Consider the following 23,777-nt stretch of genomic DNA (forward strand, 5'->3'; position numbering starts at 1 on the left):
CCCTGGCGATACGCGATACGCGAAGGGCCCCGCCGTACGAGCGGGGCCCTTCGAAGACGTATGAAGAATTCGATCGTACGAAGAATTCATACGGAGAAGTCGTACGAAATGATCAGCGTGAGCGCTTCGCGAGCCGCTCCACGTCCAGCAGGATCACCGCGCGTGCCTCCAGGCGCAGCCAGCCGCGGCCCGCGAAGTCCGCCAGGGCCTTGTTGACCGTCTCGCGGGACGCGCCGACCAACTGGGCCAGCTCCTCCTGCGTCAGGTCGTGCACCACGTGGATGCCCTCCTCGGACTGCACGCCGAAGCGGCGGGAGAGGTCCAGCAGGGCGCGGGCCACGCGGCCGGGGACGTCCGAGAAGACCAGGTCGGACATCGCGTCGTTGGTCTTGCGCAGCCGGCGGGCGACCGCGCGCAGCAGCGCGGAGGCCACCTCGGGGCGGGCGCTCAGCCAGGGCTGGAGGTCGCCGTGGCCCAGACCGAGGAGCTTGACCTCGGTCAGCGCGCTGGCGGTGGCCGTACGCGGGCCCGGGTCGAACAGCGACAGCTCGCCGATCAGCTCGCCGGGGCCGAGGACGGCCAGCATGTTCTCGCGGCCGTCCGGGGAGGTGCGGTGAAGCTTCACCTTGCCCTCGGTGACCACATAGAGCCGGTCGCCGGGGTCGCCCTCGTGAAAGAGGGAGTCCCCGCGCGCGAGGGTCACCTCACTCATGGAGGCGCGCAGCTCCGCGGCCTGATCGTCATCGAGCGCCGCGAAGAGCGGGGCGCGCCGCAGAACGTCGTCCACGAGTTCTCTCCTTGTCGACCTGCTCAGGGGATGGTGCTCCCCCTTGGTACCAGGGGACCGTGCTCCCCATTTTGCCGGACCGTCCAAACAGTGTGATCTGTCACAAGGATGCCGCACAGGTGTCCCGAGGTAAGCGGCAGGGGTCCAATTGGGGGCTGATCTTCGGGGTCCGGGGCGGATGTCAGTGGTGGGCTCTAGGCTGGCCGGGTGTCCAAATCGCCGGTGAGAGCACAGGCCAAGGGGGCTGGGCGGATGGTTGTACCTCGTGATTCCGCTGTGGGCGAACAGGGCCCTGACGGCGGTAGGAAAGCGGCAAAGGTGACAAAAAGCTCGACGGTCGGCAAGGGCGAGTCGCACACCGCTCTGGTGCGCCGTGCCCGCCGTATCAATCGCGAACTGGCCGAGATCTATCCGTACGCCCACCCGGAGCTCGACTTCGAGAACCCCTTCCAGCTCGTCGTCGCCACGGTCCTGTCCGCCCAGACGACCGACCTCCGGGTCAACCAGACGACTCCGGCCCTGTTCGCCAAGTACCCGACCCCCGAGGACCTGGCCGCCGCCGACCCGGAGCAGGTCGAGGAGATCCTCCGCCCGACCGGGTTCTTCCGGGCCAAGACCAAGTCGGTCATAGGGCTCTCCAAGGCCCTGGTGGCCGACTTCGGCGGCGAGGTGCCCGGCCGGCTCGAGGACCTCGTCAAGCTGCCCGGCGTGGGCCGCAAGACCGCCTTCGTGGTGCTCGGCAACGCCTTCGGGCGGCCCGGCATCACCGTGGACACGCATTTCCAGCGGCTCGTACGGCGCTGGAAGTGGACCGAGGCGACCGAGCCCGACAAGATCGAGGCCGCCGTGGGAGCGCTCTTCCCGAAGAGCGACTGGACGATGCTGTCCCATCACGTGATCTTCCACGGCCGCCGGATCTGCCACGCCCGCAAACCCGCCTGCGGCGCCTGCCCCATCGCCCCGCTCTGCCCGGCGTACGGCGAGGGCGAGACCGACCCGGAGAAGGCGAAGAAGCTGCTCAAGTACGAGAAGGGCGGCTATCCGGGTCAGCGCCTGAACCCTCCGCAGTCCTATCTGGACGCGGGCGGGAAACCGGCGCCGCCGCTGGGGTCGGCGTGAGGCCGAAGTCGGGGGCCGGATGACGGAACGATCTCGGAGGTATCGGGCGTTGATCAGTGGGAACGGGGGTGGGGGATGACACGCGCGAGCAATACCCAGGGTGTGGTGCTCAGCAAGGAGGGGCTGCCGGACTGGCTGGACCCGGTGGTGCACGCCGTGGAGACGGTCGAGCCGCTGCAGCTGAGCCGGTTCCTGCCGCCGGAGGACGGGGCGGGGCGGCAGTCGGCGGTCCTGATCCTGTTCGGCGAGGGCGACGGGGAGCGCGGGCCCGAACTGCTGCTCATGGAGCGGTCGACCTCGCTCAGGTCGCATGCCGGGCAGCCGTCCTTCCCGGGCGGTGCCCTCGACCCCGAGGACGGCGACCCGACGGGCGACGGGCCCTTGCGCGCCGCCCTGCGCGAGGCCGAGGAGGAGACCGGGCTCGACCCGGCCGGAGTGCAGCTCTTCGGGGTGCTGCCCAAGCTGTACATCCCGGTGAGCGGCTTCGTGGTGACACCGGTGCTGGGCTGGTGGCGGGAGCCGACACCGGTCGGCGTGGTCGACCCGAACGAGACGGCGCGCGTGTTCACGGTCCCCGTGGCGGATCTCACGGACCCGGCCAACAGAGTCACGGTCACGCACCCCAGCGGCTTCCTGGGTCCGGCATTTCTGGTCGAATCGGCCCTTGTCTGGGGCTTCACGGCCGGAGTCATTGACCGCCTGCTGCACTACTCGGGCTGGGAGCGCCCCTGGGACCGCGACAAGCAGGTCCCGCTCGACTGGCGGTCATGACAGGGTGTCCGTCGTGAATGTGCTGGACATCCTGTTGCTGGTCGCCGCCGTGTGGTTCGCGATCGTGGGCTATCGCCAGGGGTTCGTCGTCGGCATCTTGTCGGTGATCGGGTTCCTGGGCGGCGGTCTCGTCGCCGTCTACACACTGCCCGTCATCTGGGACGCGCTGACCGATAAGTCGGAGGTCAGCACCACCGCGGCCGTCGTCGCGGTCATCATCGTCATCGTCTGCGCCTCCGTCGGCCAGGCCCTGACCACCCACCTGGGCAACAAGCTGCGCCGGTACATCACCTGGTCCCCGGCCCGCGCCCTGGACGCGACCGGCGGCGCCCTCGTCAACGTCCTCGCGATGCTCCTGGTCGCCTGGCTGATCGGCTCGGCGCTGGCCGGCACCACCCTGCCGACGCTCGGCAAGGAGGTCCGCAACTCCAAGGTCCTGCTGGGGGTTTCCCGGGCGCTGCCCTCGCAGGCCGACACCTGGTTCGCGGACTTCTCCTCGGTCCTCGCGCAGAACGGCTTCCCGCAGGTCTTCAGCCCGTTCGCGAACGAGCCGATCAACGACGTCCAGCCGCCCGACCCGGCCCTCGCCTCCAGCGCGGTAGCCACCCGCGCCCAGCAGTCCATCGTCAAGGTCATGGGCACCGCCCAGAGCTGCGGCAAGGTCCTGGAGGGCTCCGGCTTCGTCTTCGGCGACCGCCGCGTCATGACCAACGCGCACGTCGTGGGCGGCGTCGACGAACCCACCGTCCAGATAGGCGGCCAGGGCCGGAAGTACGACGCCAAGGTCGTTCTCTACGACTGGCACCGCGACATCGCCGTACTCGACGTACCGGACCTGAAGGCGCGCTCCCTGCAGTTCGCGACCAAGGACGCCACGAGCGGCAACAGCGCGATCGTCGCCGGCTACCCGGAGAACGGGTCGTACGACGTCCGTGCCGCACGCGTGCGGGGACGTATCACGGCCAACGGCCCGGACATCTACCACCGCGGCACGGTCCGCCGCGATGTGTACTCGCTCTACGCGACCGTCCGCCAGGGCAACTCCGGCGGCCCGCTGCTCACGCCCGAGGGCAAGGTGTACGGCGTGGTCTTCGCGAAGTCCCTCGACGACCCCGACACCGGCTACGCGCTCACCGCGGACGAGATCCAGGAGGACATCGTCAAGGGGCGCACTGCCAACGAGCAGGTGGACAGCGACAGTTGCGCGCTGTGAGCCCGGCTTGTGACGCCCGGTTGCTTCAAAAAAAGGGGGGTGCGTCAGCCTCGTGGGTGACGCAGCCGTACCGAGACCCAGCGGGCCCGGCGGCGCAGAATGCGCGGGATCCCCACCCTGAGGTCTGTGCCCTGGAGTTGCGGGGCGCCCCGTTGGTGGGAGCTCAGACCATGGTCCGAGCGGCGATTGCGTGCTGCGTCACTGTAGTCGTGCGTCCAGCCCATACCCCGACCTCTGCCCCTGCCCCAAGGTCCATAACCGCCCCTCGGGGCTCCAATTGGCCTATGCGCGGGGCAAGTAGCCGTTCGTAGTACAGGTGTTCATATCCGGATACCGGGCGCAGCGGGACGGTCACCGATCGGGTTCGGGGTCTTTGAGCCAGTTGACCAGTTCCGTCGAGAAGACGACCGGGTCCTCCTCGTGCGGGAAGTGCCCGAGACCGTCGAACAGCCGCCAGCGGTACGGCGCTTCGACGTACTCCCCGGAACCGGCCGCGCTGCGGGTGCGCAGCACCGGGTCGAGCGAGCCGTGCAGATGCAGCGTCGGCACCCGCACCGGTCGCTTCATGCGCCGGTTGAACTGGATGCCGTCCGGGCGCGCCATCGACCGCACCATCCAGCGATACGGCTCGATCGAGCAGTGCGCGGTCGACGGGATCAGCATGGCCCGTCGGTACGCCTCGACCGTCTCGTCGTCCGGGAGGTTCGGGCCCGACCAGTCGCGGATCAGCTCGCCCACCAACTCGGCGTCGTCGGCGATCAGTTGCCGCTCGGGGAGCCAGGGGCGCTGGAACCCCCAGATGTAGGAACTCGCGGTCGACTGCCTGACGTCGGAGAGCATCGCGTTGCGCCAGCGCCGGGGGTGCGGCATCGAGGAGACGGCGAGCCGGCGCACCAGCTTGGGGCGCATCGCGGCGGCCGTCCACGCCAGATAGCCGCCCAGGTCGTGGCCGACCAGCGCGGCGTCCGGCTCGCCGAGGGAGCGGATCACACCGGTGATGTCGAGGGCGAGGTTGGCCGGGTCGTAGCCGCGCGGGGTGCGGTCGCTGCCGCCGACGCCCCGCAGGTCCATGGCGACGGCCCGGAACCCGGCGTCGGCCAGCGCGCCCAACTGGTGCCGCCAGGTCCACCAGAACTGGGGGAAGCCGTGCAGCAGCAGCACCAGGGGCCCGTCGCCCACCTCCGCGATGTGGAAGCGCGCGCCGTTGGCCGCGACATCCCGGTGGGTCACCTCGCGCCCGCCGGGAATGTCGAGCCGTACGACCGAAGCAGGTTGTGCCCAAGGATGGGCGGGGTCCGTCATGAGGACGAGCGTGCCACAGCCTCGATGGCTTCGGGGACACGGTCCTCGATCGCCGCGCGGGGATGCGGCTTCGCGTTGCCGAGAACGCCCGCGGTCTCCTTGACCGACGCGGCCACCTTCTGCGGGCCCTTGCTCTTGGCGGCCTTCTTGAAGAAGAGCACGCCGATCACCACGAGGAAGGCCGCGAGGAGCGCGTTCACGCCGAAGGAGATCAGGAAGCACCACGCGAGGCCCAGGCCGGTCCAGGCGTGAAAGCCGTACGCCAGCGCGAAGTTGAGCATCGGCAGGGAGAACAACAGCACCACCACGGCGACCGTGATCGCGCCGCCGCCCACCGCCCCGCGCTTGACGTCCTGCTTGAGCTGCGCCTTGGCCAGCGCGATCTCGTCGTGCACCAGCGCGGACATCTCGGTCGTCGCCGAGGCGAACAGCTGGCCGATGCTGCGTTCGGCGCCGACCGGGCTGCCGTCGGGTGCGCTCATCGCGTACTCCTCTTCCGCATGTGTGTACCGGCATGTGTGTGTACCGTCTGGTCAGATCATGCCGGACCGTCGTCGTCCTCGCCTGCCCCGCCCGGCACTTCGGCAAGCCCGCGCCGCTGCTCGGCGGCCTTCACCTCGGCGAGCCTGCGGTGCTCGGCGGCCTTGCGGTCGTGCAGTTCGGCCATGCGCAGGTGGTACGCCGGGTCGTCCTGCTCGTAGATGTCGGGGATGCCGTCGAGGTCCTCGTCACGCTCCTCGTCCTCGTACATCCTGCGGTACCTGGCGTTGCGCAGCTTGAGCAACACGGTCGCGCACAGGGCCGCGATGAGGGAGCCCACGAGGACGGCCGCCTTCACCTCATCGGTGAGCACCTGGTCGCCGTCGAACGCGAGTTCCCCGATGAGCAGCGACACGGTGAAGCCGATGCCGGCCAACGAGGCGACCGCGAACACGTCCGGCCAGGCGAGGTCGTCGCTGAGCGAGGCCCGGGTGAAACGGGCCGTCAGCCAGGTCCCGCCGAAGATGCCGAACGCCTTGCCCACGACCAGTCCGAGGACCACGCCCAAGGTCTCGGGCTTCGTGAATACGTCACCCAGTGCGCCGCCGGAGATGGCGACCCCGGCGCTGAACAGGGCGAACAGCGGCACCGCGAGGCCCGCCGACAGGGGTCGTACGAGATGTTCGACGTGCTCGCCGGGGGAGTGCTTCTCGTCCTCGCGGGTGGTGCAGCGCAGCATCAGGCCCATGGCGACACCGGCGATGGTGGCGTGGACGCCGCTGTTGTACATCAGCCCCCAGATCACCAGCGCGAGCGGGACGTAGACGTACCAGCCGCGCACGCCCTTGCGCAGCAGCAGCCAGAAGACGGCCAGGCCCACGGCCGCCCCGGCGAGCGCCACGAAGTCGATCCGGGCGGTGAAGAAGACCGCGATGATCAGGATCGCGAAGAGGTCGTCGACGACGGCGAGGGTGAGCAGGAAGGCGCGCAGGGCGCTCGGCAGGGCGGTGCCGATGACCGCGAGGACGGCGAGCGCGAAGGCGATGTCGGTGGCGGTCGGCACGGCCCAGCCCTGGAGGGAGCCGCCGCCGGTGAGGTTCGTGAGGGTGTACACGAGTGCCGGTACGGCCATCCCGCACAGGGCCGCCACGACGGGCAGGGCGGCGGCCTTGGGGTCGCGCAGGTCGCCGGCGACGAGTTCGCGCTTGAGCTCGATGCCGGCGACGAAGAAGAAGACGGCGAGGAGGCCGTCGGCGGCCCAGTGGGCGATCGAGAGGTTCAGGCCGAGGGCGCTCGGGCCGAGGTGGAAGTGGCTGACACTCTCGTAGCTGTCGTGCAGGGCGGGGACGTTCGCCCAGATCAGCGCGGTGACCGCGGCGATCAGCAGGAGGACACCGCCGACGGTCTCGGTGCGCAGCGCGTCCGCGACGAAGTTCCGCTCGGGCAGGGAGAGCCGTCCCAGCACTTTGCGGGAGTCGGTGGGGCGGGGCGCGGTCACGGGAGACCTCCGGTGGGTGGGCAGCACAGAGCACTCGCCGACCAGACTTCCCGGCACACCTTGTCGCGTCTTTGACGCTTTGCTTAGTTTACCTAAGATGCGGCGGGGCGGGTCCTACGGATCTCACGGCTACGGGTCCTACGGATCTCACGTTATGCGCGAAAGGGGCGCCCGGCGCGTTCGCTGCCGGGCGCCCCTCACGGACGTATGGGCTGGTCAGTCCTCGCTCGGCGCCGCCGGGAGCTTCTCCTGGATCAACGTCATGACCGTGGAGTCGGTGAACCCCGTCCGTCTACGTCTCCAAGTTCTCCGTTTGCTACATCACCCGTCTGACCTGCGGAAACCTTGCCCTGACGCGAGTCGACGGTGCCCGTGATCCGCATCGGCGGGAGCGAGAACTGCGGTGCCGCCGGCACCTTCCGGTACTGCGACAGCGCCTTCAGTGCCTGCCGGTATTCACCGCTCTCATCCCAGCGTCGGATCGTCCGCATCATCGTTGAGTACGACCGGCCACCCAGCCGCTCGCACTTGTCGTAGTCCATCCACGGGCTCCCGGTGCGGACCTTCTCCAGCAGCACATCGAAGCCGCCGCGTACGTCCTTCCACTTCTGCGAGTAGGAGAGGATCGCCGAGACCTTCTCCCACATCTCATCCGTCAGCTCCGTAGGCACCTCCGCGCCCACCTGAACGGCGAGCGCTACATCGACGGATACGACGACCTAAACGAGGAGGGCGAACAGTGAGCGACGGAGCACCGGCCGAGATGGCTGACTACATGCGCGAGTACTGGGATGACACGGCGCTCATGTACTACTGGCGCAACCTCGACGACGGGCTGGTCTACTCGCGCCCCTTCGACGAGGAGGAGCTGGCCGGCATCGCCAAACGGCAGATGCTCGACAAGCTCGGCGAGGAGGCCAAGGAGGCGATCGTCCTCAACGACGAGTGGATACACGCGAACGCGGCCTTCCTCGCGATCGAGGCGCCGACGTCCGACGAGTTGCTGAAGCAGATCCGCTCGCTCACTGAGCAGGCGAGCTACCAGGGCGGCACCGCCAAGCGCGTCATCAAGGTATTGGCCGAGCTCACCGGCCGAGAGGTCTGAAAGTGTCGCATCGGCGGCCATCGGGCGGCCGATGCGGCAGTTCACGCTACAGGCTCCCCCGGCTGGTTCGGGGGCGCCTGCTACTCCGCGTTTCCGCCCTGATTCAGGGGCTGGGGCGGAGTCGATGGGCGAGTGTCGGTGAAGTCAAAGAGGCCGATCACCGCGACGGAAGCCACGAGCGTTGCCAAGAACGCGCCACCGCCAACGGACAGGCAGGCCCAACTTGTCGCGGTCTTGACCATGGAGTTGAAGCAGATCGAGGCCGAAAGACCGACGATGGCGGAGATCAAACTGGCGATGAGTAGAGCCACGGCTCTTTTCGTGTTTGGACTCACCGACTTTTTTCCTTCCCTCGCGGGAGGTGACCGGTGAGCGTGCAACAGCCTCGACCGGCCACTCTGCCGGCTGACAGATGGCACGACCTCGCCAGCTGGACGGCCTGCTGCACTGCACAGGCACGCTGGTGAGGGGTCGAGGTCTGCCGCTCAGCCCTGACGGCGAATCCTCGGGGGCACTGGCCCCAGACAAAGCATCTTTCGATCGATCAGCGCGCATCTTTCGGCGTGCATGTCCCGAAGAGGCGATGAGCACGTGGGCTGTTCCGTGTCATCGACGGCTCATCCGTCCGTCACCTCCGTGGCGGACGGAACAGCCGTCATACAAAAAGCGTAAGCACGACGAATGCAGATGTAAAGATTCGGGCGGTCGGGCACTCGGGAGAGGCGATGGCAAGGCAGAGCCCCCGGTGCCTGCGAATGAGGGGCTTTCGCGGACGAGCTCGGGTCGCTCGTCTCTTCATGCCTTCCGCAACGGCTTCTAGGCCGGCCAAGCTGGTCTTCTTCTGCCAATCCGGCAGATCATGCCAGTTGTCACGTACCCCGGCCCTGGTCCTCGCATTGGTGGAATGCCTACGTCATCCCACTTGTTGCGGCGACCTCACCCTTCCGTTCCGCGGTAGGCGGAAAGCGCGAGGAGCAGGCCAACAGGGCTACCCCTCGCGGCACTTCGGGCGCACTGCACTGATTCAGGGAGTGGGTGCTCCTTGCTGAGGCGGGGTGGGGGGTGTCTCGGTTTTGCTGGCTGTGAACTCGAAGGGGCCGATGACCTTCACCCCTAGCCCCAACAGCGCAATGAGGCTGCCTCCACCCGCGCCGGCGATGCCGAGCCCGGATGCGCCGAGGATGCTGGCCGAGAGTGTCACACCGCCCGCGATGAACAGCGAGCACAGCGTCCAGATGAGGTACGCGACCAGCCTCTTCAGATTGACCTCGCTCACCGATCTTTCCTTCCTGTGACCGGTGAGCGACAACCTCGACCGGCCACCTACATGAGTAAGTGAACGCCCCTCAGTTCTCGCGTCCCAGCGGGAACGCAAGCTCCTGAGGAGTCGGTCGAGTTAGCGCGTGAGTCCACACCTCACAAACCCGAGTGGTGCTGGCCTTGCGGTTGAGCCAGAGAGCCTTCTTTCCTCGACCGTTGGGTGCGAGGAGAGCCCTTCCTCATGCACCGGTGGACTACGTCCGGCACACAAAACCCCGCCTGTTGTCGGGGGTTGAACCTCTTGCGGCCAGGCTACTCGTCGAAATTCATGATCACAAAGCAAGCCCCCTGGCTCATGTGACCAGGGGGCTCAGTGGTGTTGGGGGAATTCGCAGAGCGTTAGCCGATGGTGCCTCGCCATTGGCCACGGGACAGGTGGCACACCCCGTCTGGCGTAATACGGACGTACGCACCAAGTAGCGGCAACGCACCTTCCGCGTTGACTCGGTTGCGGATGCGCTCCAGGGTTTTCCACAGGCGCTGCGGGCCACTCTCATGAACTTCTGGCGGGTCGATCCACTCGGCAGATGCGCGGGCCCATGATCCGTCCGGGTGCACCAAGAGGGCGGTTCTTCTTCGTCCGCTGCTCTCGTAACTGAGTTCGACGCCCGGCGACGTGACCTCCAACATCGATCGGAGCTCCCACGCGTTCGCCACATCCACCACGGGGTAGCGCCCAGTGCTAGTCACCTCTCCGTCCGCAGCGCGGGCGACGGCGAGGAGTTCGGCAAGGGCGGGTGGGTAGTCGTCGCCGGAGCGCGTGAGCATGAAACCCGCCATGTCCCGCTCGACGCGCCCGATCACGTCACCACTCCGATCTTTCCAGCCGGTGACGATCAGGGAAGTGCGCGCGATCGTCGTTGCGATCCGGCCGCCGGTCTCCAGCGCGCCGAGTATCGCCCGGAGCCCCGAGCCGGGGGCGAGCGCGACCGTGGACACGATGCGGTCGTACGAGCCCGGCACGCTCTCGGCGGCATCCGCCGTGATCATCTTCGGGTGGTAGCCCATGTCCGCGAGCCGTACCCCGGCGGCACTGACCAGGTAGGGGTCGACGTCCAGACTCGTCACGCAGTGATCCCCGAGCCGGTAGCACGCATACGCGGTGAGTCCGCCGGCCCCGGTGCCCAAATCGAGTAGGGACAGCCCGTCGCCAAGTCGGCCATGCCTCAACATCCGTACGACCAGACTCGGCAGCGTGGCGGACGACGTGGGCAACCCCTCGGGACGGTCGTCGGGACCGGCGTGGTCCGCGTGCAACGGACCCACCCGAGTGATCACCGAGCGGTCGGCGTAGGCAACTTTCGCCCACGTTTCAGGCTCGCTGGGTCCGTCATGCAGAATCCACTGACCCGAGTCATCCGCCTCCCACCAGCGTGGGACCAACTTGTGCCGGGCAACGTGCGCCACGGGGGCGAGCCAACGCGAATCCGGATCCGTCACCCGGTATGCGAGGGCACTTGCCTTGTCTTCCCAATCCATACGGCCGAGCCTTTCTGCGTCTAGTACGCAGGTTCACACGCTTCCGTGCCCGCCGGATCGCAGTCGCCCGAGTCGTTGGGGGTGCACGCCGCCCGAGGGGTGGGCACGCTCGCCGAGAGTTCGGCCCATCCCGGCCCCCTGAGCAACTCGGCGAGCCGGGTTCCTCGGACGTTGCCCACCGGGAAGTCACGCGAAAGCACGCAGCCCACCAGGTCGCCGTTCGGAAGAACGGCGGCGCGGCCTCGGGTGCACCTGCCGCACATCTCGTCCAGGGTTGGTTTCGTTCCGGGCAATGCGGCTCGGCCAACAGCCCGCACGCGGTCTGTGTTGATGTTGGTCACGCCCATGGACTTCAGCTCGCTGCGCGCTTCTGCGACGCGCTGTCCCGGCAGGATGTCCACGATTCCGGCGCGGACCGGGATTCCGCGGTTCACGGCTTCCCGGATGTTGCACCGGGTCCGTACGTAACTGCCCTCTCGCTGCGTGATCTTGTCGTGTTCGGCGGGGTCGTCGCTGTAGTAGCTCGTCCCCAGCGTCACACCTTCGCGTGCGAACAGGTCCCACCACTCGGGCAGGACGTGGAACAGGTTCGAGTACACCTCCACGTGCAGCCCGAGCGAGAGCCCCAGCTCCGTGAACTCCCGCCAGTACGGATGAACGGTCGGTTCGCCACCGATGAGCTGAACCGTCTGCACTCCGAGCGAGACAGCGTCGACAATGACCGCCTTCCAGTCCGCAGGCGTCATCGTGCCGTGAGTGGCCTGCGGGCTGGACTCGGACAGGCATTGCACACAGCGGAGTTGGCACTTCCCGGTGATCTCTAGCTCAAGGGACCTGATACCGGCCGCCGGCGACACGGGGGGCGGTTCAAGGAGAGTGGTCACGGCTCAACTTCCTTTCGTCGTGTGGTGCTCGGCACTTCGCGAATCCCCCGACGAGGGCAGTGGGGCAGAAGACGGAAAGGCCCCGCCCGAGCGCACGGGGGATGGCGCTTGGGCGGGGCCGGTTCAGGGGGTGGGCATGAAGGTGCGCCACGGCCGGGTGATGATCTCGCTGTACGAGTGGTGAGACGGGTTCCGCCCGGAGTGGCTCAGGGCCCAGGACTGAGGCGGTTCCCATGATCCGTCCTCGCCGGATTCGTCGCCGCACACGTCGCACCGCATCTTGTGCGTCAGGGGCTTGGCGTCCGGCTCACGGTCGGGCGTGATTGTCCACGTTTCGCTTCTGATGATCGCCTTGGGCCCGCTCAAAGCGCCCGCCTCGTCAGCTCGTTGCGAGCGGCGTTGCGAACGCTCAGCTCCTCGCGAGGCGTCAGGGACCGTACCTTGAAGGCGTCCCACTCCAGTCCGCCGCCGACCGGGCGTAACTGCACTCGATCCCCGCCCACGTGGCCCATCACCACGCCAACCTTGTCCCGCTCGATGTCCTTGATCAGCGTGCCGAGCGGGCAAGTTCCGGGCGGCACGGCGACCTCTCCTGCATCCGTGGTAGCCATGCTTCGAAGTTACGGTCACCTACACGTGCCACCCCAGACACGCAGCGTGGTAGTTCTCTGACTGATCGCCAAAAAGTGCCACGGACCGTGGTAGTTACCCCGCGATGCCGAGGTGAACGGCCATTTCGCGCATGTCCTGAGTCAGCGTTCGCTTCCGCTTCGAAAGAATGTCCTTCATGACATGCCGAGCCATCGACTGATGCTTCAGCCACTCGGAAGCTTCCGACTTCACGCCCGTCAGCTCGTCCATGGCGTCCTGATGTGAGCCGAGCAGCGTGTGAGCCCTCGCGACGTCCAGCCGGTGCCTGGCCCAGTTGTTGGCGCTGGGCCGACCAAGCTTCTTCAGCCCCTTTGCCCCCACGGGCCCTTCGTCGGCCCGGTTGAGCACCCCGCGGGCGTCACCGATGAGCGACAAGTCTTCGATCCGCTTCGTCTCGGCCGTCACAGGCCCGAACGTCGACCAGTGCTCACGGAAGTCGACGTGCTCGACGTCCAGCCCGCTGGCAGCCTGCGCAGCCATACGCCGGGCCTCCCTGGCGATGTCGGGCCGGTTGTTCCGGATGGCGGCGGAGGCTACGCGCTGATGCAGCTCACCCCACACGGCCAATTGGCCCGGTGTGGCGCTGGACATACGTGGCTCGACTTCCTGGGCCGTGGTGGCGGCCAGTTGCTCCGCCTCGTCGAAACGGTCCTGGCGCAGGAGCAGCCACCCCATGCCGACGATCCCGGTCGCGGCGAGCTGCACCTGTCCGACCTCCCGTGCGTCCAGGATGGCCCGAGAGAGGGCGTGGTAGGCCATGTCGTAGCGTCGGACCTGCGTCAGGTACTTTCCGGCCAGCAGGAAGGCGCCAGCGCGCGTGATGATGGCGCGCTGACGGGGCTCACCCTGGTCGCTGAGGGCCACGGCCGTCTCGGCGGCGCGCAGGATGCCGGGCAAGGCCCTTGCCACCGAGTCGTAACGGTCTGCTTGGTACAGGCTGTGCGAGTCGTCGATGTCCCGCTGAATCGAGGCAAGGTCTCGTACGTCGGTAGGTTCCGTGAGCACCGAGGACAGACCAACCGGAGGCATGAGCGCACGCCGCAACTCGGTCAGCTTAGGGCCGTCGCCCTCGGCCTCGCGCACGGGGGCCGGCGCCTCGGACGCGAACAGGCTGGATGTTGTCGTGGAGAGCGCTCGGGCAAGCTGATGGATCGTCTCCACCGAGACGGTTCCGCCCTGCTCAACTTTGCGGACGGTGCCAATCGAGAGATCTGACTCTTCGGCGAGTTGTTCCTGGGTCCACCCTGCTCGACGCCGAAGGGTGCGGACGTTCTCCTGGAGCGACATCGAATCACCTCACGTTCAGCGTACGCCGCATGGCCTACTGGGGAGGGTTCCTCCAAACGGGGGCACCCGAACATGGCAAAGGGCCAGGACCGTTTCCGGTCCTGGCCCTTCAACATGAGCCCCTACTCGTCGTCGGTGGTCGTCGACTGCGACTTCATACTGTCAACGATGCGACGCACGCTATCTGTATCCGTCAGGGTCGTGACATCGCCCAGCTGGCGGTTCTCCGCCACGTCACGCAGCAGACGGCGCATGATCTTGCCGGAGCGGGTCTTCGGCAGCTCCGCCACCGGGAGGATCCGCTTGGGCTTGGCGATCGGGCCGAGGACGGTGCCGACGTGGTTGCGCAGGTCGTTGACGAGGTTCTCGTCGTCCGCGTTCGCCGTGCCGCGCAGGATGACGAAGGCGACGATCGCCTGCCCGGTCGTCTCGTCGGCCGCGCCGACCACGGCCGCCTCGGCGACGGAGGGGTGCGAGACGAGCGCCGACTCGACCTCGGTGGTGGAGATGTTGTGCCCGGAGACGAGCATCACGTCGTCCACCCGGCCGAGCAGCCAGATGTCGCCGTCGTCGTCCTTCTTCGCCCCGTCACCGGCGAAGTACTTGCCCGGGAAACGCGACCAGTACGTGTCGAGGAACCGCTGGTCGTCGCCCCAGATCGTGCGCAGCATCGACGGCCACGGCTCGGTGAGGACCAGGTAGCCGCCACCGCCGTTCGGCACCTCGTTGGCCTCGTCGTCGACGACTGTCGCCGAGATGCCGGGCAGCGGGGTCTGCGCCGAACCGGGCTTCGTCGCGGTCACGCCCGGCAGCGGCGAGATCATCATCGCGCCGGTCTCGGTCTGCCACCAGGTGTCCACGATCGGCGTCCTGTCGGCGCCGATGTGCTTGCGGTACCAGATCCACGCCTCGGGGTTGATGGGCTCGCCGACCGATCCCAGGATGCGCAGGGAGCTGAGATCGAACTTCGCGGGGATGTCGTCGCCCCACTTCATGAACGTACGGATCGCGGTTGGCGCCGTGTAGAGGATGGTCACCCCGTACTTCTGGATGATCTCCCAGAAGCGGCCCTGGTGCGGGGTGTCGGGAGTGCCCTCGTACATGACCTGGGTCGCGCCGTTCGCCAGCGGGCCGTAGACGATGTACGAGTGCCCGGTGACCCAGCCGACGTCGGCCGTGCACCAGTAGACGTCGGTCTCCGGCTTGAGGTCGAAGACCGCGTGGTGCGTGTACGCGGCCTGGGTGAGGTAGCCGCCGGAGGTGTGCAGGATGCCCTTGGGCTTACCCGTAGTACCGGAGGTGTAGAGGATGAACAGCGGCTGCTCGGCCTCGAACGCCTCGGGCGTGTGCTCCGCCGACTGCCGGTCGACGATCTCGTGCCACCACACGTCCCGCTCGTCGTTCCACGCCACGTCCTGGCCCGTACGGCGGACCACGAGGACGTGCTCGACGCCGCTGTCCGGGCGGTCGACCGCGTCGTCGACGGCGGGCTTGAGCGCGGACGGCTTGCCGCGCCGCCAGCCGCCGTCCGTGGTGATGACGACCTTGGCGTCCGCGTCCTGGATACGGGTCGCGAGCGCGTCCGCCGAGAAACCGCCGAACACCACCGAGTGCGCGGCGCCGATGCGCGCGCACGCCAGCATCGCGACCGCGGTCTCCGGGATCATCGGCATGTAGACGGCGACCCGGTCGCCCTTCTGAACTCCCAGCTCCAGCAGGGCGTTCGCGGCCTTGGAGACCTCGTCCTTCAGCTCGGCGTAGGTGATCGCGCGGCTGTCGCCGGGCTCGCCCTCGAAGTGGATGGCGACCCGGTCGCCGTTGCCCGCCTCGACATGCCGGTCCACGCAGTTGTACGCCACGTTGAGCGAGCCGTCCTTGAACCACTTGGCGAACGGCGGGTTCGACCAGTCCAGCGTCTCGCTCGGCTCCTTGGCCCAGCTCAGGCGGCGGGCCTGCGCGGCCCAGAAGCCGAGCCGGTCAGCCTTGGCCTGCTCATACGCCTCCGCCGTGACATTGGCGTGCGCCGCCAGGTCCGCGGGGGGTGCGAACCTGCGCTCCTCGCGCAACAGGTTGGCCAGGCTTTCGTTGCTCACGGCATCTGCCTTTCCCAGGGTGTCCGTTGTGTCCCGGGCCAGCTCATCAGACCCGGGGGTCCGATGACAAGGGTCGTCGAAATATTGGTTTAGACCTGTCATCGGACCTGCGGGCCGACGCGCGTGACGGGGGTCTTTCGTACCCACGGACGCCGGGTGAACGAGGTTCAGGCCGACATGTCCGCCATCCCCACTCCATCGAACAACTGGTCCCCGTCCTCGTCGGTCAGCAAGTACGCCTGCGCCTCACCGACATGGAAGTACATCCCGTGCAGCTCCAACGCTCCCTCCCGCAGGGCCCGAGCCACCGACTCGTGCCCCCGCAGATGCTCCAACTGCTGCACCACATTGGTCAGACACAACTGCTCCACGGCGTCGGCGGGCGCCCTTCCGGCCAACCGCGCCCAGGGCCTGCCGTCGTCGGCCATCCGCTCCAGGCTCGGCCGCCCGTGCCGCAGCCACCGCTGGAGCGGCGTACGGACGCCTCCGGGCTCGGAGTTGACGGAATCGGGCGCGGAGTTGAGCAGCGCCTGCATGGCCCCGCACCCCGAGTGCCCGCACACCGTGATCGATCTCACGCGCAGCACGTCCACCGCGTACTCGATCGCGGCGGCCACCGAGTCGTCCCCGCTCTCCTCGCCGGGCGGCGGCACGAGGTTGCCCACGTTCCGCACGACGAACAGGTCGCCGGGACCACTGGAGGTGATCATCGACGTCACCAGCCGCGAGTCGGCACAGGTCAGGAAGAGCTGCGACGGCTGCTGCCCTTCCCTGGCCAGCCGGGCCAGCTCGCCCCGCACGAGTGGTGCGGTGTCGCGCTGGAACGCGCTGATGCCACGGGCGAGTTGACGGCCACCGGGGCCGGTGCCGGGGCTGGTGCTGCTTCCCGTTCCGGGGTGGGTGCCGGTGCCGGACCCGAGGTGGGGTGCGGTGCCGGTGTTGCCCGGTGTGGCGGTGCCGGGTGCGGAACGGTCCGTGGGCTCGCCCGGGTGTCCGCTCGGCGGGGCGGACCGCGGGTGGTCGCACTGGTGGTTGCGCCAGGGCGTCCAGGGGTGGCAGCGGCAGGCGGTCGACGTCGTCGGCTCGCCGGTCGGAGCCTTGGCCGTGGTGCGGGCCGGAGCCTCGGTCGTCGTGCCGCTCGTCGTGCCGGTCGCGGTGTCGGCCGGTGTCGCTTCGCCCCCGGTGTGTCCCGGATCGGTGACACGAACTCCCGTGCGCCGTCCGGTCAGTTCGGCGGAGCCTCCCCGCGCGAGGTGCGCGTTCTGCCAGTCCTGCAGTGACTCGTACGCCGCGTGGTCCATGAACGAACCGTCCAACTCCACGACGACGTGGGCGCCTTGGGGTACGAGATGCAGGGTGCGGCTGAGCCGCGGCACCGCGAGGAACGTCAACTGCCCTCGGACGTGTACGTGATGGACTCCTTCCTGCTCGTCGTGCGTGATGCGGGTGTGGGTGAGGCGGTGCAGAGCTACGGCGACCGCCACGGCGACCCCGAGGAGCACGCCCTCCAGGACACCGAGGCAGACCACGCCGAGGGTGGTGACGGCGTAGACCAGTACTTCGCGGTGGCGGGTCACCGTGCGGATGTGGTGCAGGGACACCATCTGGATACCGACGGCCATTACCAGTGCGGCGAGCGAAGCGAGGGGAATCAGCTCCAGCACCGGGACCATCAGCAGCGCGGCGATCACTACGAGAACGCCGTGCAGCATCGTGGAGTTCCGGCTCACGGCACCGGCTTGCACATTCGCCGAACTCCGTACGGCCACGCCTGCGACCGGCAGTCCGCCGAGGGCTCCGGAGACGATGTTGGCGGCGCCCTGGCCCAGCAGTTCGCGGTTCAGGTCGGAGCGGCCGACGCGGGCGGAGAGCCCGGGTTGCCCGGCGACCAGCTTGTCCACGGCGACCGCGCCGAGCAGCGACTGCACGCTGCACACCAGCGTGGTGGTGAGGACGGCGGCGGCGATGCCGAGCACCGGGCCCTCGGGAAGTCCGGCCAGCGCGTGGCTGCTCCAGGACGGCAGGTCGACCTTGGCCAGGCTCAGCCCGGCGAGGGAGGCGGTGAGGGTGGCTCCGGCGACGGCGACGAGCGCGGCCGGGATCTTGCGCATCAGGTGCCCGAGCCGGCCGGGGACGCGCGGCCACAGCAGCAGAAGGGCCAGCGTCAGCACGCTCATCGCCACATCGGCGGGGTGCAGGTGCGCCAACTGGGCGGGCAGCGCGCGGAGGTTGGCGAGGACCGAGCTCTGCGGGGTGCCGCCGAGCACGATGTGCAGCTGGGCGACGGCGATGGTGACGCCGATGCCGGCGAGCATGCCGTGCACGATCGCGGGGCTGACGGCGAGCGCGGTGCGGGCCACGCGCACGCAGCCCAGGGCGAGTTGGGCAAGGCCCGCGAGGACGGTGACCGCGCACGTCGTACGCCATCCGTAACGGTGGATCAGGTCGGCGGTGACCACGGTGAGTCCGGCGGCCGGGCCGCTGACCTGGAGCGGGCAGCCGCCGAGCAGTCCGGCGACGAGTCCGCCCGCGGCGGCGGCGACCAGGCCGGCCTGGAGGGGCGCGCCGGTGGCGAGGGCGATGCCGAGGGACAGGGGCAGGGCGATCAGGAAGACCGCGATGGAGGCCGACACATCGGCGCCCGCGATGCGGAAGCGGCGGGGCGGGGGCGGCGGCGGGCTGTGGGGCGGGTGGACGCGCTTCGTCCGATTCGGGTTCGCATTCGAGTCGGTGGCGCGAGTGGGTACGCAGGCTGACATGTCTTCCCGTCTCCTCCGGGGCAGCGCGGTCGCGGAACTGGTGGTCCCCGTCGATGGCGGGGGTCGGTCGCGGCCGTGGGTCACGGCGTGCAGCGGCGGGATATCTCAACGCTCGGTAAATGGATCGTAATGCAGAGTAAAGGTCAAGCATAGACTTTGCGGGCAAATGGGCGAATAAGTCACCTCGAAGAGTGAAGTGGAAATTTCATCGGCTTGTCGTACTAATCCCACCTTCGGCCCATGCGACCTTGGCGGCGCTGCCGGGACTCCCGGCACAACGTCAGAGAACGCCCTGATCGGCGTCGGTCCGAACGAAGGAAGAAGGTGGGCGGACATGGCCGCCACCCAGAGGATCACCGCGGGCGCCGTGATCGCCGCGGCCTGTGCCGCGTCGCTCGCCGGTTGCGCGATCGGCAACGGTTCCCCGCACGGAGCGCACGGTCCGCGGAAGGCGGCGCCCGCCCCGGCACCCAAGAGCGGAGTCCGCCTGATCGGGGACGGCTCCACGTCGTACACCGGGGCGCAGCCGCACCTGCCCAGACCCGAGCGGCTCAAGCCCGGTCAGAAGCCCCCGCAGTTCGTGGTCTTCTCCTTCGACGGTGCCGGTGAGGACAGCCAGAAGCTGTTCTCCCACTTCCGCAAGGTCTCCAAGGCCAACCACGCGAACATGACGTACTTCCTCAGCGGCGTGTACATGCTGCCGGAGGACAAGCGCGATCTCTACAAGCCCCCGGAGCACTCGCCCGGCAGCTCCGACATCGGCTTCAACGACGAGCAGGGCATCGCCGACACCGTGAAGCAGCTGCGCCTGGCGTGGCTGGAGGGCAACGAGATCGGCACCCACTTCAACGGCCACTTCTGCGGCAAGAACGGCGGGGTCGGCGAGTGGTCGGTCGCCGAGTGGAAGAGCGAGATCGCCCAGGCGAAGCAGTTCGTGAAGACCTGGAAGACCAACTCCGGGATGACGAAGGCGTCTTCGCTGCCCTTCGACTACGACAAGGAGCTCGTCGGCGCCCGCACGCCCTGCCTGGAGGGCCAGGCCAACTTCATGAAGGCGGCGAGCCAGTTGGGCTTCCGCTACGACACCAGCGGGGTCAACGACCAGATCTGGCCCAAGAAGAAGGAGGGGCTGTGGGACCTGTCCATGCAGCTCGTCCCCTTCCCCGGGCACTCCTACGAGCAGTTGACCATGGACTACAACTTCATGGTCAACCAGTCCGGCACCCAGACCCAGGGCGACCCCGACAAGTACGAGCAGTGGGGCGACGAGATGCGTGACGGCCTGCTCAAGGGCTTCGACCGCGCCTACGACGGCAACCGCGCGCCCCTGGTCATCGGCAACCACTTCGAGTCCTGGAACGGCGGCACCTACATGCGTGCCCTCGACGAGGTCATCGAGAAGGTCTGCAACAAGCCCGAGACGCGCTGTGTCTCCTTCCGGCAACTGGCCGACTGGCTGGACGCCCAGGACCCGGGGACCCTGGCCAAGCTGCGCACCCTGAACGTCGGCGAGGCACCCAAGCCGGGCTGGACGTCCTTCCTGACCGGCCGCCCCGCCCCGGCCCCGAAGGGCGTCCCCGGGGCGCCGGCGGTCAAGCGGTAAGCGGGAGTCGGGAGAGGGCTCACCGCACGCGTCGCTTCACACGGATGCGGTGACGCTCTCGTCGAGCACGAACCCGGGGTCGACCTGCGCGGCCAGGTCGGCCCCGGTGCGCGCGTCGCCCCAACTCCGCGCGTTCTTCAGGTGGAAGTGCACCATCTGCTGCGTGTAGCGCTCCCAGTCACGCAGTTCGTACGTCGCGTCGGCGGCGATCTCCAGCAGGCGCAGGGCGCGGCGGTTGACGTCCTCCAGGAGCTCGAACCGGGGCGGCCGGCCCTTCTCCATGGCACGCACCCAGTCCGAGTGCCCCACCGTCACCAGCAGGTCGTCCCCGACCTCGGCGCGGAGGAAGTCGAGGTCGTCCTGACCCTGCACCTTGTTGCCGACGACCTTCAGGACGACCCCGAAGTCGCGGGCGTACTCCTTGTACTGGCGATAGACGGAGACCCCCTTCTGGGTCGGCTCGGCCACCAGGAACGTGATGTCGAAGCGGGTGAACATGCCGGATGCGAAGGAGTCCGAGCCCGCCGTCATGTCCACCACGACGAACTCGTCGCGCCCGTCCACCAGGTGATTCAGGCACAGCTCCACCGCTCCCGTCTTGGAGTGGTAGCAGGAGACCCCCAGGTCGGCGTCGGTGAAGGGGCCCGTGACCATCAAACGGGCGGCGCCGCCGTCGAGTTCCACCGGCCGCGCGCAGGCGTCGTAGACCGGATTGTCCCCGCGCACCCGCAGCAGCCGGGAGCCCTCGCCGGGCGGGGTGGTCTTGATCATCGTGTCGGCGGAGGCGATGCGCGGGTTGGTGCCGCGCAGGTAGTCCTTGATGAGGGGGAGGTGTTCGCCCAGTGCGGGCAGTGCGGCGGCCTCCGCCTCGTCCAGGCCGAGGGCGGCGCCCAGGTGCTGGTTGATGTCCGCGTCGACGGCGACGACCGGTTGGGCGGTGGCCGCGAGGTGGCGGATGAACAGGGAGGACAGCGTGGTCTTGCCGCTGCCGCCCTTCCCGACGAAAGCAATTTTCATGTTCACGAAGCGTAGTAGGGATGTAGCTGTACGTGGCAGGTGTGCGTGAAGAAGACCACTCAATCGTGGGGCGCGCCGCCGGGATGGCTACTGTCGTACTCATGAGTACGACAGGTGCGACCGCCGATCCGCTCGCGGCCCTGGGCACGCTGCCCACAGTGGCCGAGTCCGTCGAGTCCATGCGCAAGGCCGTGGACCGGGTCTACGGGCACCGGGTCATGCGGCGCCGCAGCAACGAGATCACCGCCGAGGCTGCACTGCGCGGAGCCCGCGGTTCCGCCGCGCTGTCCGGGGCGGACTGGGCACTCGAAGAGGTGCGCCGGCGTACCGACTTCAGCGGCGACGCGGAGGCCCGCACGATGGGCGCGGCCCTGAGGCTGTCCGCCGAGGCGGGCCAACTGCTGTCCATCTGGCGGCAGTCGCCCCTCAGGGTGCTCGCCCGACTGCACCTGGTGGCCGCCGCGACCGACGACGACGAGGTCGGACGGCCGCGACAGCAGGGGGAGCCGGTCGACGAGCCGCTCGTCGAACTGCCGCTGCCGGGCGCCGCCGAGGTGTCGGGGCGCCTGGAGGGGCTCTCGGAGCTGATCATCGCGGGCGGTTCGGCACCGGCGCTGGTGACGGCCGCCGTCGTGCACGGCGAACTGCTCGCGCTGCGCCCCTTCGCCTCCCACAACGGCCTGGTCGCGCGGACGGCCGAGCGGATCGTCCTCATCGGCAGCGGCCTCGACCCGAAGTCCGTCTGCCCGGCGGAGGTCGGTCACGCCGATCTGGGGCGCGCGGCCTATCTGGCGGCGCTGGACGGTTATGTCTCCGGCACCCCGGAGGGCATGGCCGCCTGGATCGCGCACTGCGGCAGGGCGGTCGAGCTGGGGGCGCGCGAGTCGACGGCGGTGTGCGAGGCGCTGCAACGCGGGGCCGCCTGACGTTGCCCGACATGAAAACGGCCCTCTACGGAGGGCCTTGTTACAGGGATGCGGCGGTACGAGGATTCGTACCGCCGCTGGCATGTTCCACCGGGTTACCAAGCGTCCTCGAAATATTGCCCATCAGGTCGGGAACGTTGCCCGTCACCTGGTGCGGCTGGCCCGTAATCGACGGGTCGACGTCGCGTGGGTGCTCGGTGTTCATGCGCGGTCCGTGGGGCCAAATGCGTTATTAAGGTGATCCTTTCGGATGTCCTTGGTCTCGCGGGCCGTTGAATCCTTTGTACTCCAGCCCTGGAGGAAGCGGAACCCCTGGCCGCGGTTCTTTACTTTTACGTTCAAAGGGTCACCAACCGGCCTAAACGGTCGTCGTCCTGCGTCGGCTCGCGTACCAGACGAGCCCCGCCGTGGCCGCCGCCGCACCCACGGCCGCGGCCACGACCAGCGCCGGGCGGGGCGGTACGGAGAGCACGGGCAGCCGCTGCTTGAGCCGGACCGGGCGGTTGAAGTCCAGAATCGGCCACCCGCGCGCGAGTGCGTCGCGGCGCAGCGCGCGGTCCGGGTTCACGGCGTAGGGATGGCCCACGGACTCGAGCATCGGCACATCGGTCGCCGAGTCGCTGTAGGCGTAGCAGCGGTCGAGGTCGTACCCCTCGGACTGGGCCAGCTCCTTGACGGCCTCGGCCTTCGTCGGGCCGTACGCGTAGTACTCCACCTCGCCCGTGAAGCAGCCGTCGTCGCCCACGACCATGCGGGTCGCCACCACCCGGTCCGCGCCCAGGAGTTCACCGATCGGCTCGACCACCTCGGCACCGGACGTGGACACGATCACGACGTCGCGGCCGGCTGAGTGGTGCTCCTCGATGAGGGAGGCGGCCTCGTCGTAGATGATCGGGTCGATCAGGTCGTGCAGCGTCTCGGCGACGATCTCCTTGACCTGTTGGACGTTCCAGCCGCGGCAGAGTGCGGACAGGTACTTGCGCATCCGCTCCATCTGGTCGTGGTCGGCGCCGCCGGTGAGGAAGACGAACTGCGCATAGGCGGTCCGCAGGGCGGCCCTGCGGTTGATCAGTCCGCCTTGGTAGAAGGACTTGCCGAAGGTGAGCGTGCTCGACTTCGCAATGACCGTCTTGTCCAGGTCAAAGAAGGCTGCTGTGCGGGGCAAGGAGTGGCTTTCCACAACCCAGAGCATAGGCGCAGCCCATTCGGCGTAAGGTGGGGCGCGTGGGTTTGCCTGAGAGGCCTCTCGGGTACACCATGGAAGTCACGGATCGTTCGCGACCGTGCTAACGCGGTCCGGCTCCTCCCCCCCCCCGAGTCGGCCGTGAAGGCGACCCCCACTCTCCCCCCCGGTGGGGGTCGTCGCATGTCCGGACGCTTTTTTCCTTCCTGTACGTGGTCGTGAGGCCATCCCGAGGCGGCTGGTGCCGCCTCTTTTTCATGCCCAGGACTCGTCACCGTGTGTAGTTGACGGACTGCGCTG

At 68.4% G+C, this 23,777-nt stretch carries 24 protein-coding genes; 6 read left to right on the forward strand and 18 right to left on the reverse strand.

The genetic code is table 11. The features are described 5' to 3' along the window. Nucleotides 1-112: 112 nt before the first annotated feature. Nucleotides 113-787 carry a Crp/Fnr family transcriptional regulator gene (locus OO70_RS10955; RefSeq protein WP_019063754.1) on the reverse strand — a complete coding sequence of 225 codons (675 nt, stop codon included), beginning with the start codon at nucleotides 785-787 and terminating at the stop codon, nucleotides 113-115. A gap of 252 nt (nucleotides 788-1,039) precedes the next feature. Here OO70_RS10955 and nth point away from each other — a divergent pair, with 252 nt between their 5' ends. From nth to OO70_RS10970, 3 genes are all read left to right on the forward strand, one after another. Next, complete coding sequence (gene nth, locus OO70_RS10960) at nucleotides 1,040-1,906, forward strand: endonuclease III (protein WP_063749702.1); 867 nt, start codon at nucleotides 1,040-1,042, stop codon at nucleotides 1,904-1,906. Between the two features lie 75 nt (nucleotides 1,907-1,981). After that, complete coding sequence (locus OO70_RS10965; RefSeq protein ID WP_043667520.1) at nucleotides 1,982-2,677, forward strand: NUDIX hydrolase; 696 nt, start codon at nucleotides 1,982-1,984, stop codon at nucleotides 2,675-2,677. 13 nt (nucleotides 2,678-2,690) lie between these two features. Next, a complete protein-coding gene (locus OO70_RS10970) occupies nucleotides 2,691-3,890 on the forward strand; it encodes a MarP family serine protease (protein WP_043667821.1) in 1,200 nt (399 codons plus the stop codon). Between the two features lie 44 nt (nucleotides 3,891-3,934). Here OO70_RS10970 and OO70_RS55910 read toward each other — a convergent pair whose 3' ends face one another. The 5 genes from OO70_RS55910 to OO70_RS10990 form a co-directional block, all read right to left on the reverse strand. Further along, the gene (locus tag OO70_RS55910) at nucleotides 3,935-4,114 is read right to left on the reverse strand and encodes a hypothetical protein (protein ID WP_078623198.1); all 180 of its coding nucleotides are present in this window, start codon (nucleotides 4,112-4,114) and stop codon (nucleotides 3,935-3,937) included. 127 nt (nucleotides 4,115-4,241) lie between these two features. Next, nucleotides 4,242-5,192, reverse strand: coding sequence for an alpha/beta fold hydrolase (locus OO70_RS10975; RefSeq protein ID WP_043667522.1), 951 nt, complete (start codon nucleotides 5,190-5,192; stop codon nucleotides 4,242-4,244). Further along, the gene (locus tag OO70_RS10980) at nucleotides 5,189-5,674 is read right to left on the reverse strand and encodes a phage holin family protein (protein WP_043667524.1); all 486 of its coding nucleotides are present in this window, start codon (nucleotides 5,672-5,674) and stop codon (nucleotides 5,189-5,191) included. The genes OO70_RS10975 and OO70_RS10980 overlap by 4 nt, the downstream gene beginning before the upstream one ends. A gap of 56 nt (nucleotides 5,675-5,730) precedes the next feature. Further along, nucleotides 5,731-7,170: a Na+/H+ antiporter NhaA gene (gene nhaA, locus OO70_RS10985; RefSeq protein ID WP_043667527.1), complete on the reverse strand. Its 1,440-nt coding sequence runs from the start codon at nucleotides 7,168-7,170 to the stop codon at nucleotides 5,731-5,733. 260 nt (nucleotides 7,171-7,430) lie between these two features. Further along, on the reverse strand, nucleotides 7,431-7,841 hold the full coding sequence (locus tag OO70_RS10990; RefSeq protein WP_199827295.1) for a hypothetical protein: 411 nt from the start codon (nucleotides 7,839-7,841) through the stop codon (nucleotides 7,431-7,433). A 68-nt stretch (nucleotides 7,842-7,909) separates the two neighbouring features. Here OO70_RS10990 and OO70_RS10995 point away from each other — a divergent pair, with 68 nt between their 5' ends. Next, nucleotides 7,910-8,275: a hypothetical protein gene (locus tag OO70_RS10995; protein ID WP_078651344.1), complete on the forward strand. Its 366-nt coding sequence runs from the start codon at nucleotides 7,910-7,912 to the stop codon at nucleotides 8,273-8,275. An 80-nt stretch (nucleotides 8,276-8,355) separates the two neighbouring features. On the opposite strand, the gene OO70_RS11000 is transcribed toward OO70_RS10995, so the two are convergent. The 9 genes from OO70_RS11000 to OO70_RS11040 all read right to left on the reverse strand — a co-directional run bounded on the left by OO70_RS11000 (nucleotide 8,356) and on the right by OO70_RS11040 (nucleotide 18,748). Continuing rightward, entirely contained in the window at nucleotides 8,356-8,586 is a 231-nt protein-coding gene (locus OO70_RS11000) for a hypothetical protein (protein ID WP_043667531.1), read from the reverse strand. Nucleotides 8,587-9,299: 713 nt separating this feature from the next. After that, nucleotides 9,300-9,551: a hypothetical protein gene (locus OO70_RS11005; RefSeq protein ID WP_043667533.1), complete on the reverse strand. Its 252-nt coding sequence runs from the start codon at nucleotides 9,549-9,551 to the stop codon at nucleotides 9,300-9,302. A 383-nt stretch (nucleotides 9,552-9,934) separates the two neighbouring features. Beyond that, a complete protein-coding gene (locus OO70_RS11010; protein ID WP_043667535.1) occupies nucleotides 9,935-11,074 on the reverse strand; it encodes a methyltransferase domain-containing protein in 1,140 nt (379 codons plus the stop codon). Between the two features lie 20 nt (nucleotides 11,075-11,094). After that, on the reverse strand, nucleotides 11,095-11,958 hold the full coding sequence (locus OO70_RS11015) for a radical SAM protein (protein ID WP_051741059.1): 864 nt from the start codon (nucleotides 11,956-11,958) through the stop codon (nucleotides 11,095-11,097). Nucleotides 11,959-12,081: 123 nt separating this feature from the next. Next, nucleotides 12,082-12,414: a DUF7848 domain-containing protein gene (locus tag OO70_RS57215; RefSeq protein WP_456113475.1), complete on the reverse strand. Its 333-nt coding sequence runs from the start codon at nucleotides 12,412-12,414 to the stop codon at nucleotides 12,082-12,084. Beyond that, on the reverse strand, nucleotides 12,321-12,569 hold the full coding sequence (locus OO70_RS11025) for a hypothetical protein (protein ID WP_051741061.1): 249 nt from the start codon (nucleotides 12,567-12,569) through the stop codon (nucleotides 12,321-12,323). Before OO70_RS11025 ends, OO70_RS57215 begins: the two co-directional genes overlap by 94 nt. A 94-nt stretch (nucleotides 12,570-12,663) precedes the next feature. After that, entirely contained in the window at nucleotides 12,664-13,896 is a 1,233-nt protein-coding gene (locus tag OO70_RS11030) for a helix-turn-helix domain-containing protein (RefSeq protein ID WP_043667541.1), read from the reverse strand. Nucleotides 13,897-14,018: 122 nt separating this feature from the next. Further along, nucleotides 14,019-15,989: an acetate--CoA ligase gene (gene acs / locus OO70_RS11035; RefSeq protein ID WP_043667542.1), complete on the reverse strand. Its 1,971-nt coding sequence runs from the start codon at nucleotides 15,987-15,989 to the stop codon at nucleotides 14,019-14,021. Nucleotides 15,990-16,156: 167 nt separating this feature from the next. Continuing rightward, nucleotides 16,157-18,748, reverse strand: a complete 2,592-nt coding sequence (locus OO70_RS11040) for a bifunctional SulP family inorganic anion transporter/carbonic anhydrase (protein WP_043667543.1) — start codon at nucleotides 18,746-18,748, stop codon at nucleotides 16,157-16,159. Between the two features lie 334 nt (nucleotides 18,749-19,082). Between OO70_RS11040 and OO70_RS11045 the strand changes: the two genes are divergently transcribed. Continuing rightward, entirely contained in the window at nucleotides 19,083-20,351 is a 1,269-nt protein-coding gene (locus tag OO70_RS11045) for a polysaccharide deacetylase family protein (protein WP_043667545.1), read from the forward strand. 36 nt (nucleotides 20,352-20,387) lie between these two features. On the opposite strand, the gene OO70_RS11050 is transcribed toward OO70_RS11045, so the two are convergent. Then, complete coding sequence (locus OO70_RS11050) at nucleotides 20,388-21,368, reverse strand: ATP-binding protein (RefSeq protein ID WP_043667547.1); 981 nt, start codon at nucleotides 21,366-21,368, stop codon at nucleotides 20,388-20,390. A 101-nt stretch (nucleotides 21,369-21,469) separates the two neighbouring features. Between OO70_RS11050 and OO70_RS11055 the strand changes: the two genes are divergently transcribed. Further along, nucleotides 21,470-22,294, forward strand: coding sequence for a Fic family protein (locus tag OO70_RS11055; protein WP_043667552.1), 825 nt, complete (start codon nucleotides 21,470-21,472; stop codon nucleotides 22,292-22,294). A gap of 40 nt (nucleotides 22,295-22,334) precedes the next feature. On the opposite strand, the gene OO70_RS54475 is transcribed toward OO70_RS11055, so the two are convergent. Together OO70_RS54475 and OO70_RS11060 are read right to left on the reverse strand one after the other, a co-directional pair. Continuing rightward, on the reverse strand, nucleotides 22,335-22,499 hold the full coding sequence (locus tag OO70_RS54475) for a hypothetical protein (protein ID WP_158697987.1): 165 nt from the start codon (nucleotides 22,497-22,499) through the stop codon (nucleotides 22,335-22,337). 153 nt (nucleotides 22,500-22,652) lie between these two features. Next, complete coding sequence (locus OO70_RS11060) at nucleotides 22,653-23,486, reverse strand: HAD family hydrolase (protein ID WP_043667555.1); 834 nt, start codon at nucleotides 23,484-23,486, stop codon at nucleotides 22,653-22,655. Nucleotides 23,487-23,777 lie beyond the last annotated feature (291 nt).

It is taken from the genome of Streptomyces xylophagus (genome assembly GCF_000716435.1).
Lineage (GTDB): Bacteria > Actinomycetota > Actinomycetes > Streptomycetales > Streptomycetaceae > Streptomyces > Streptomyces xylophagus.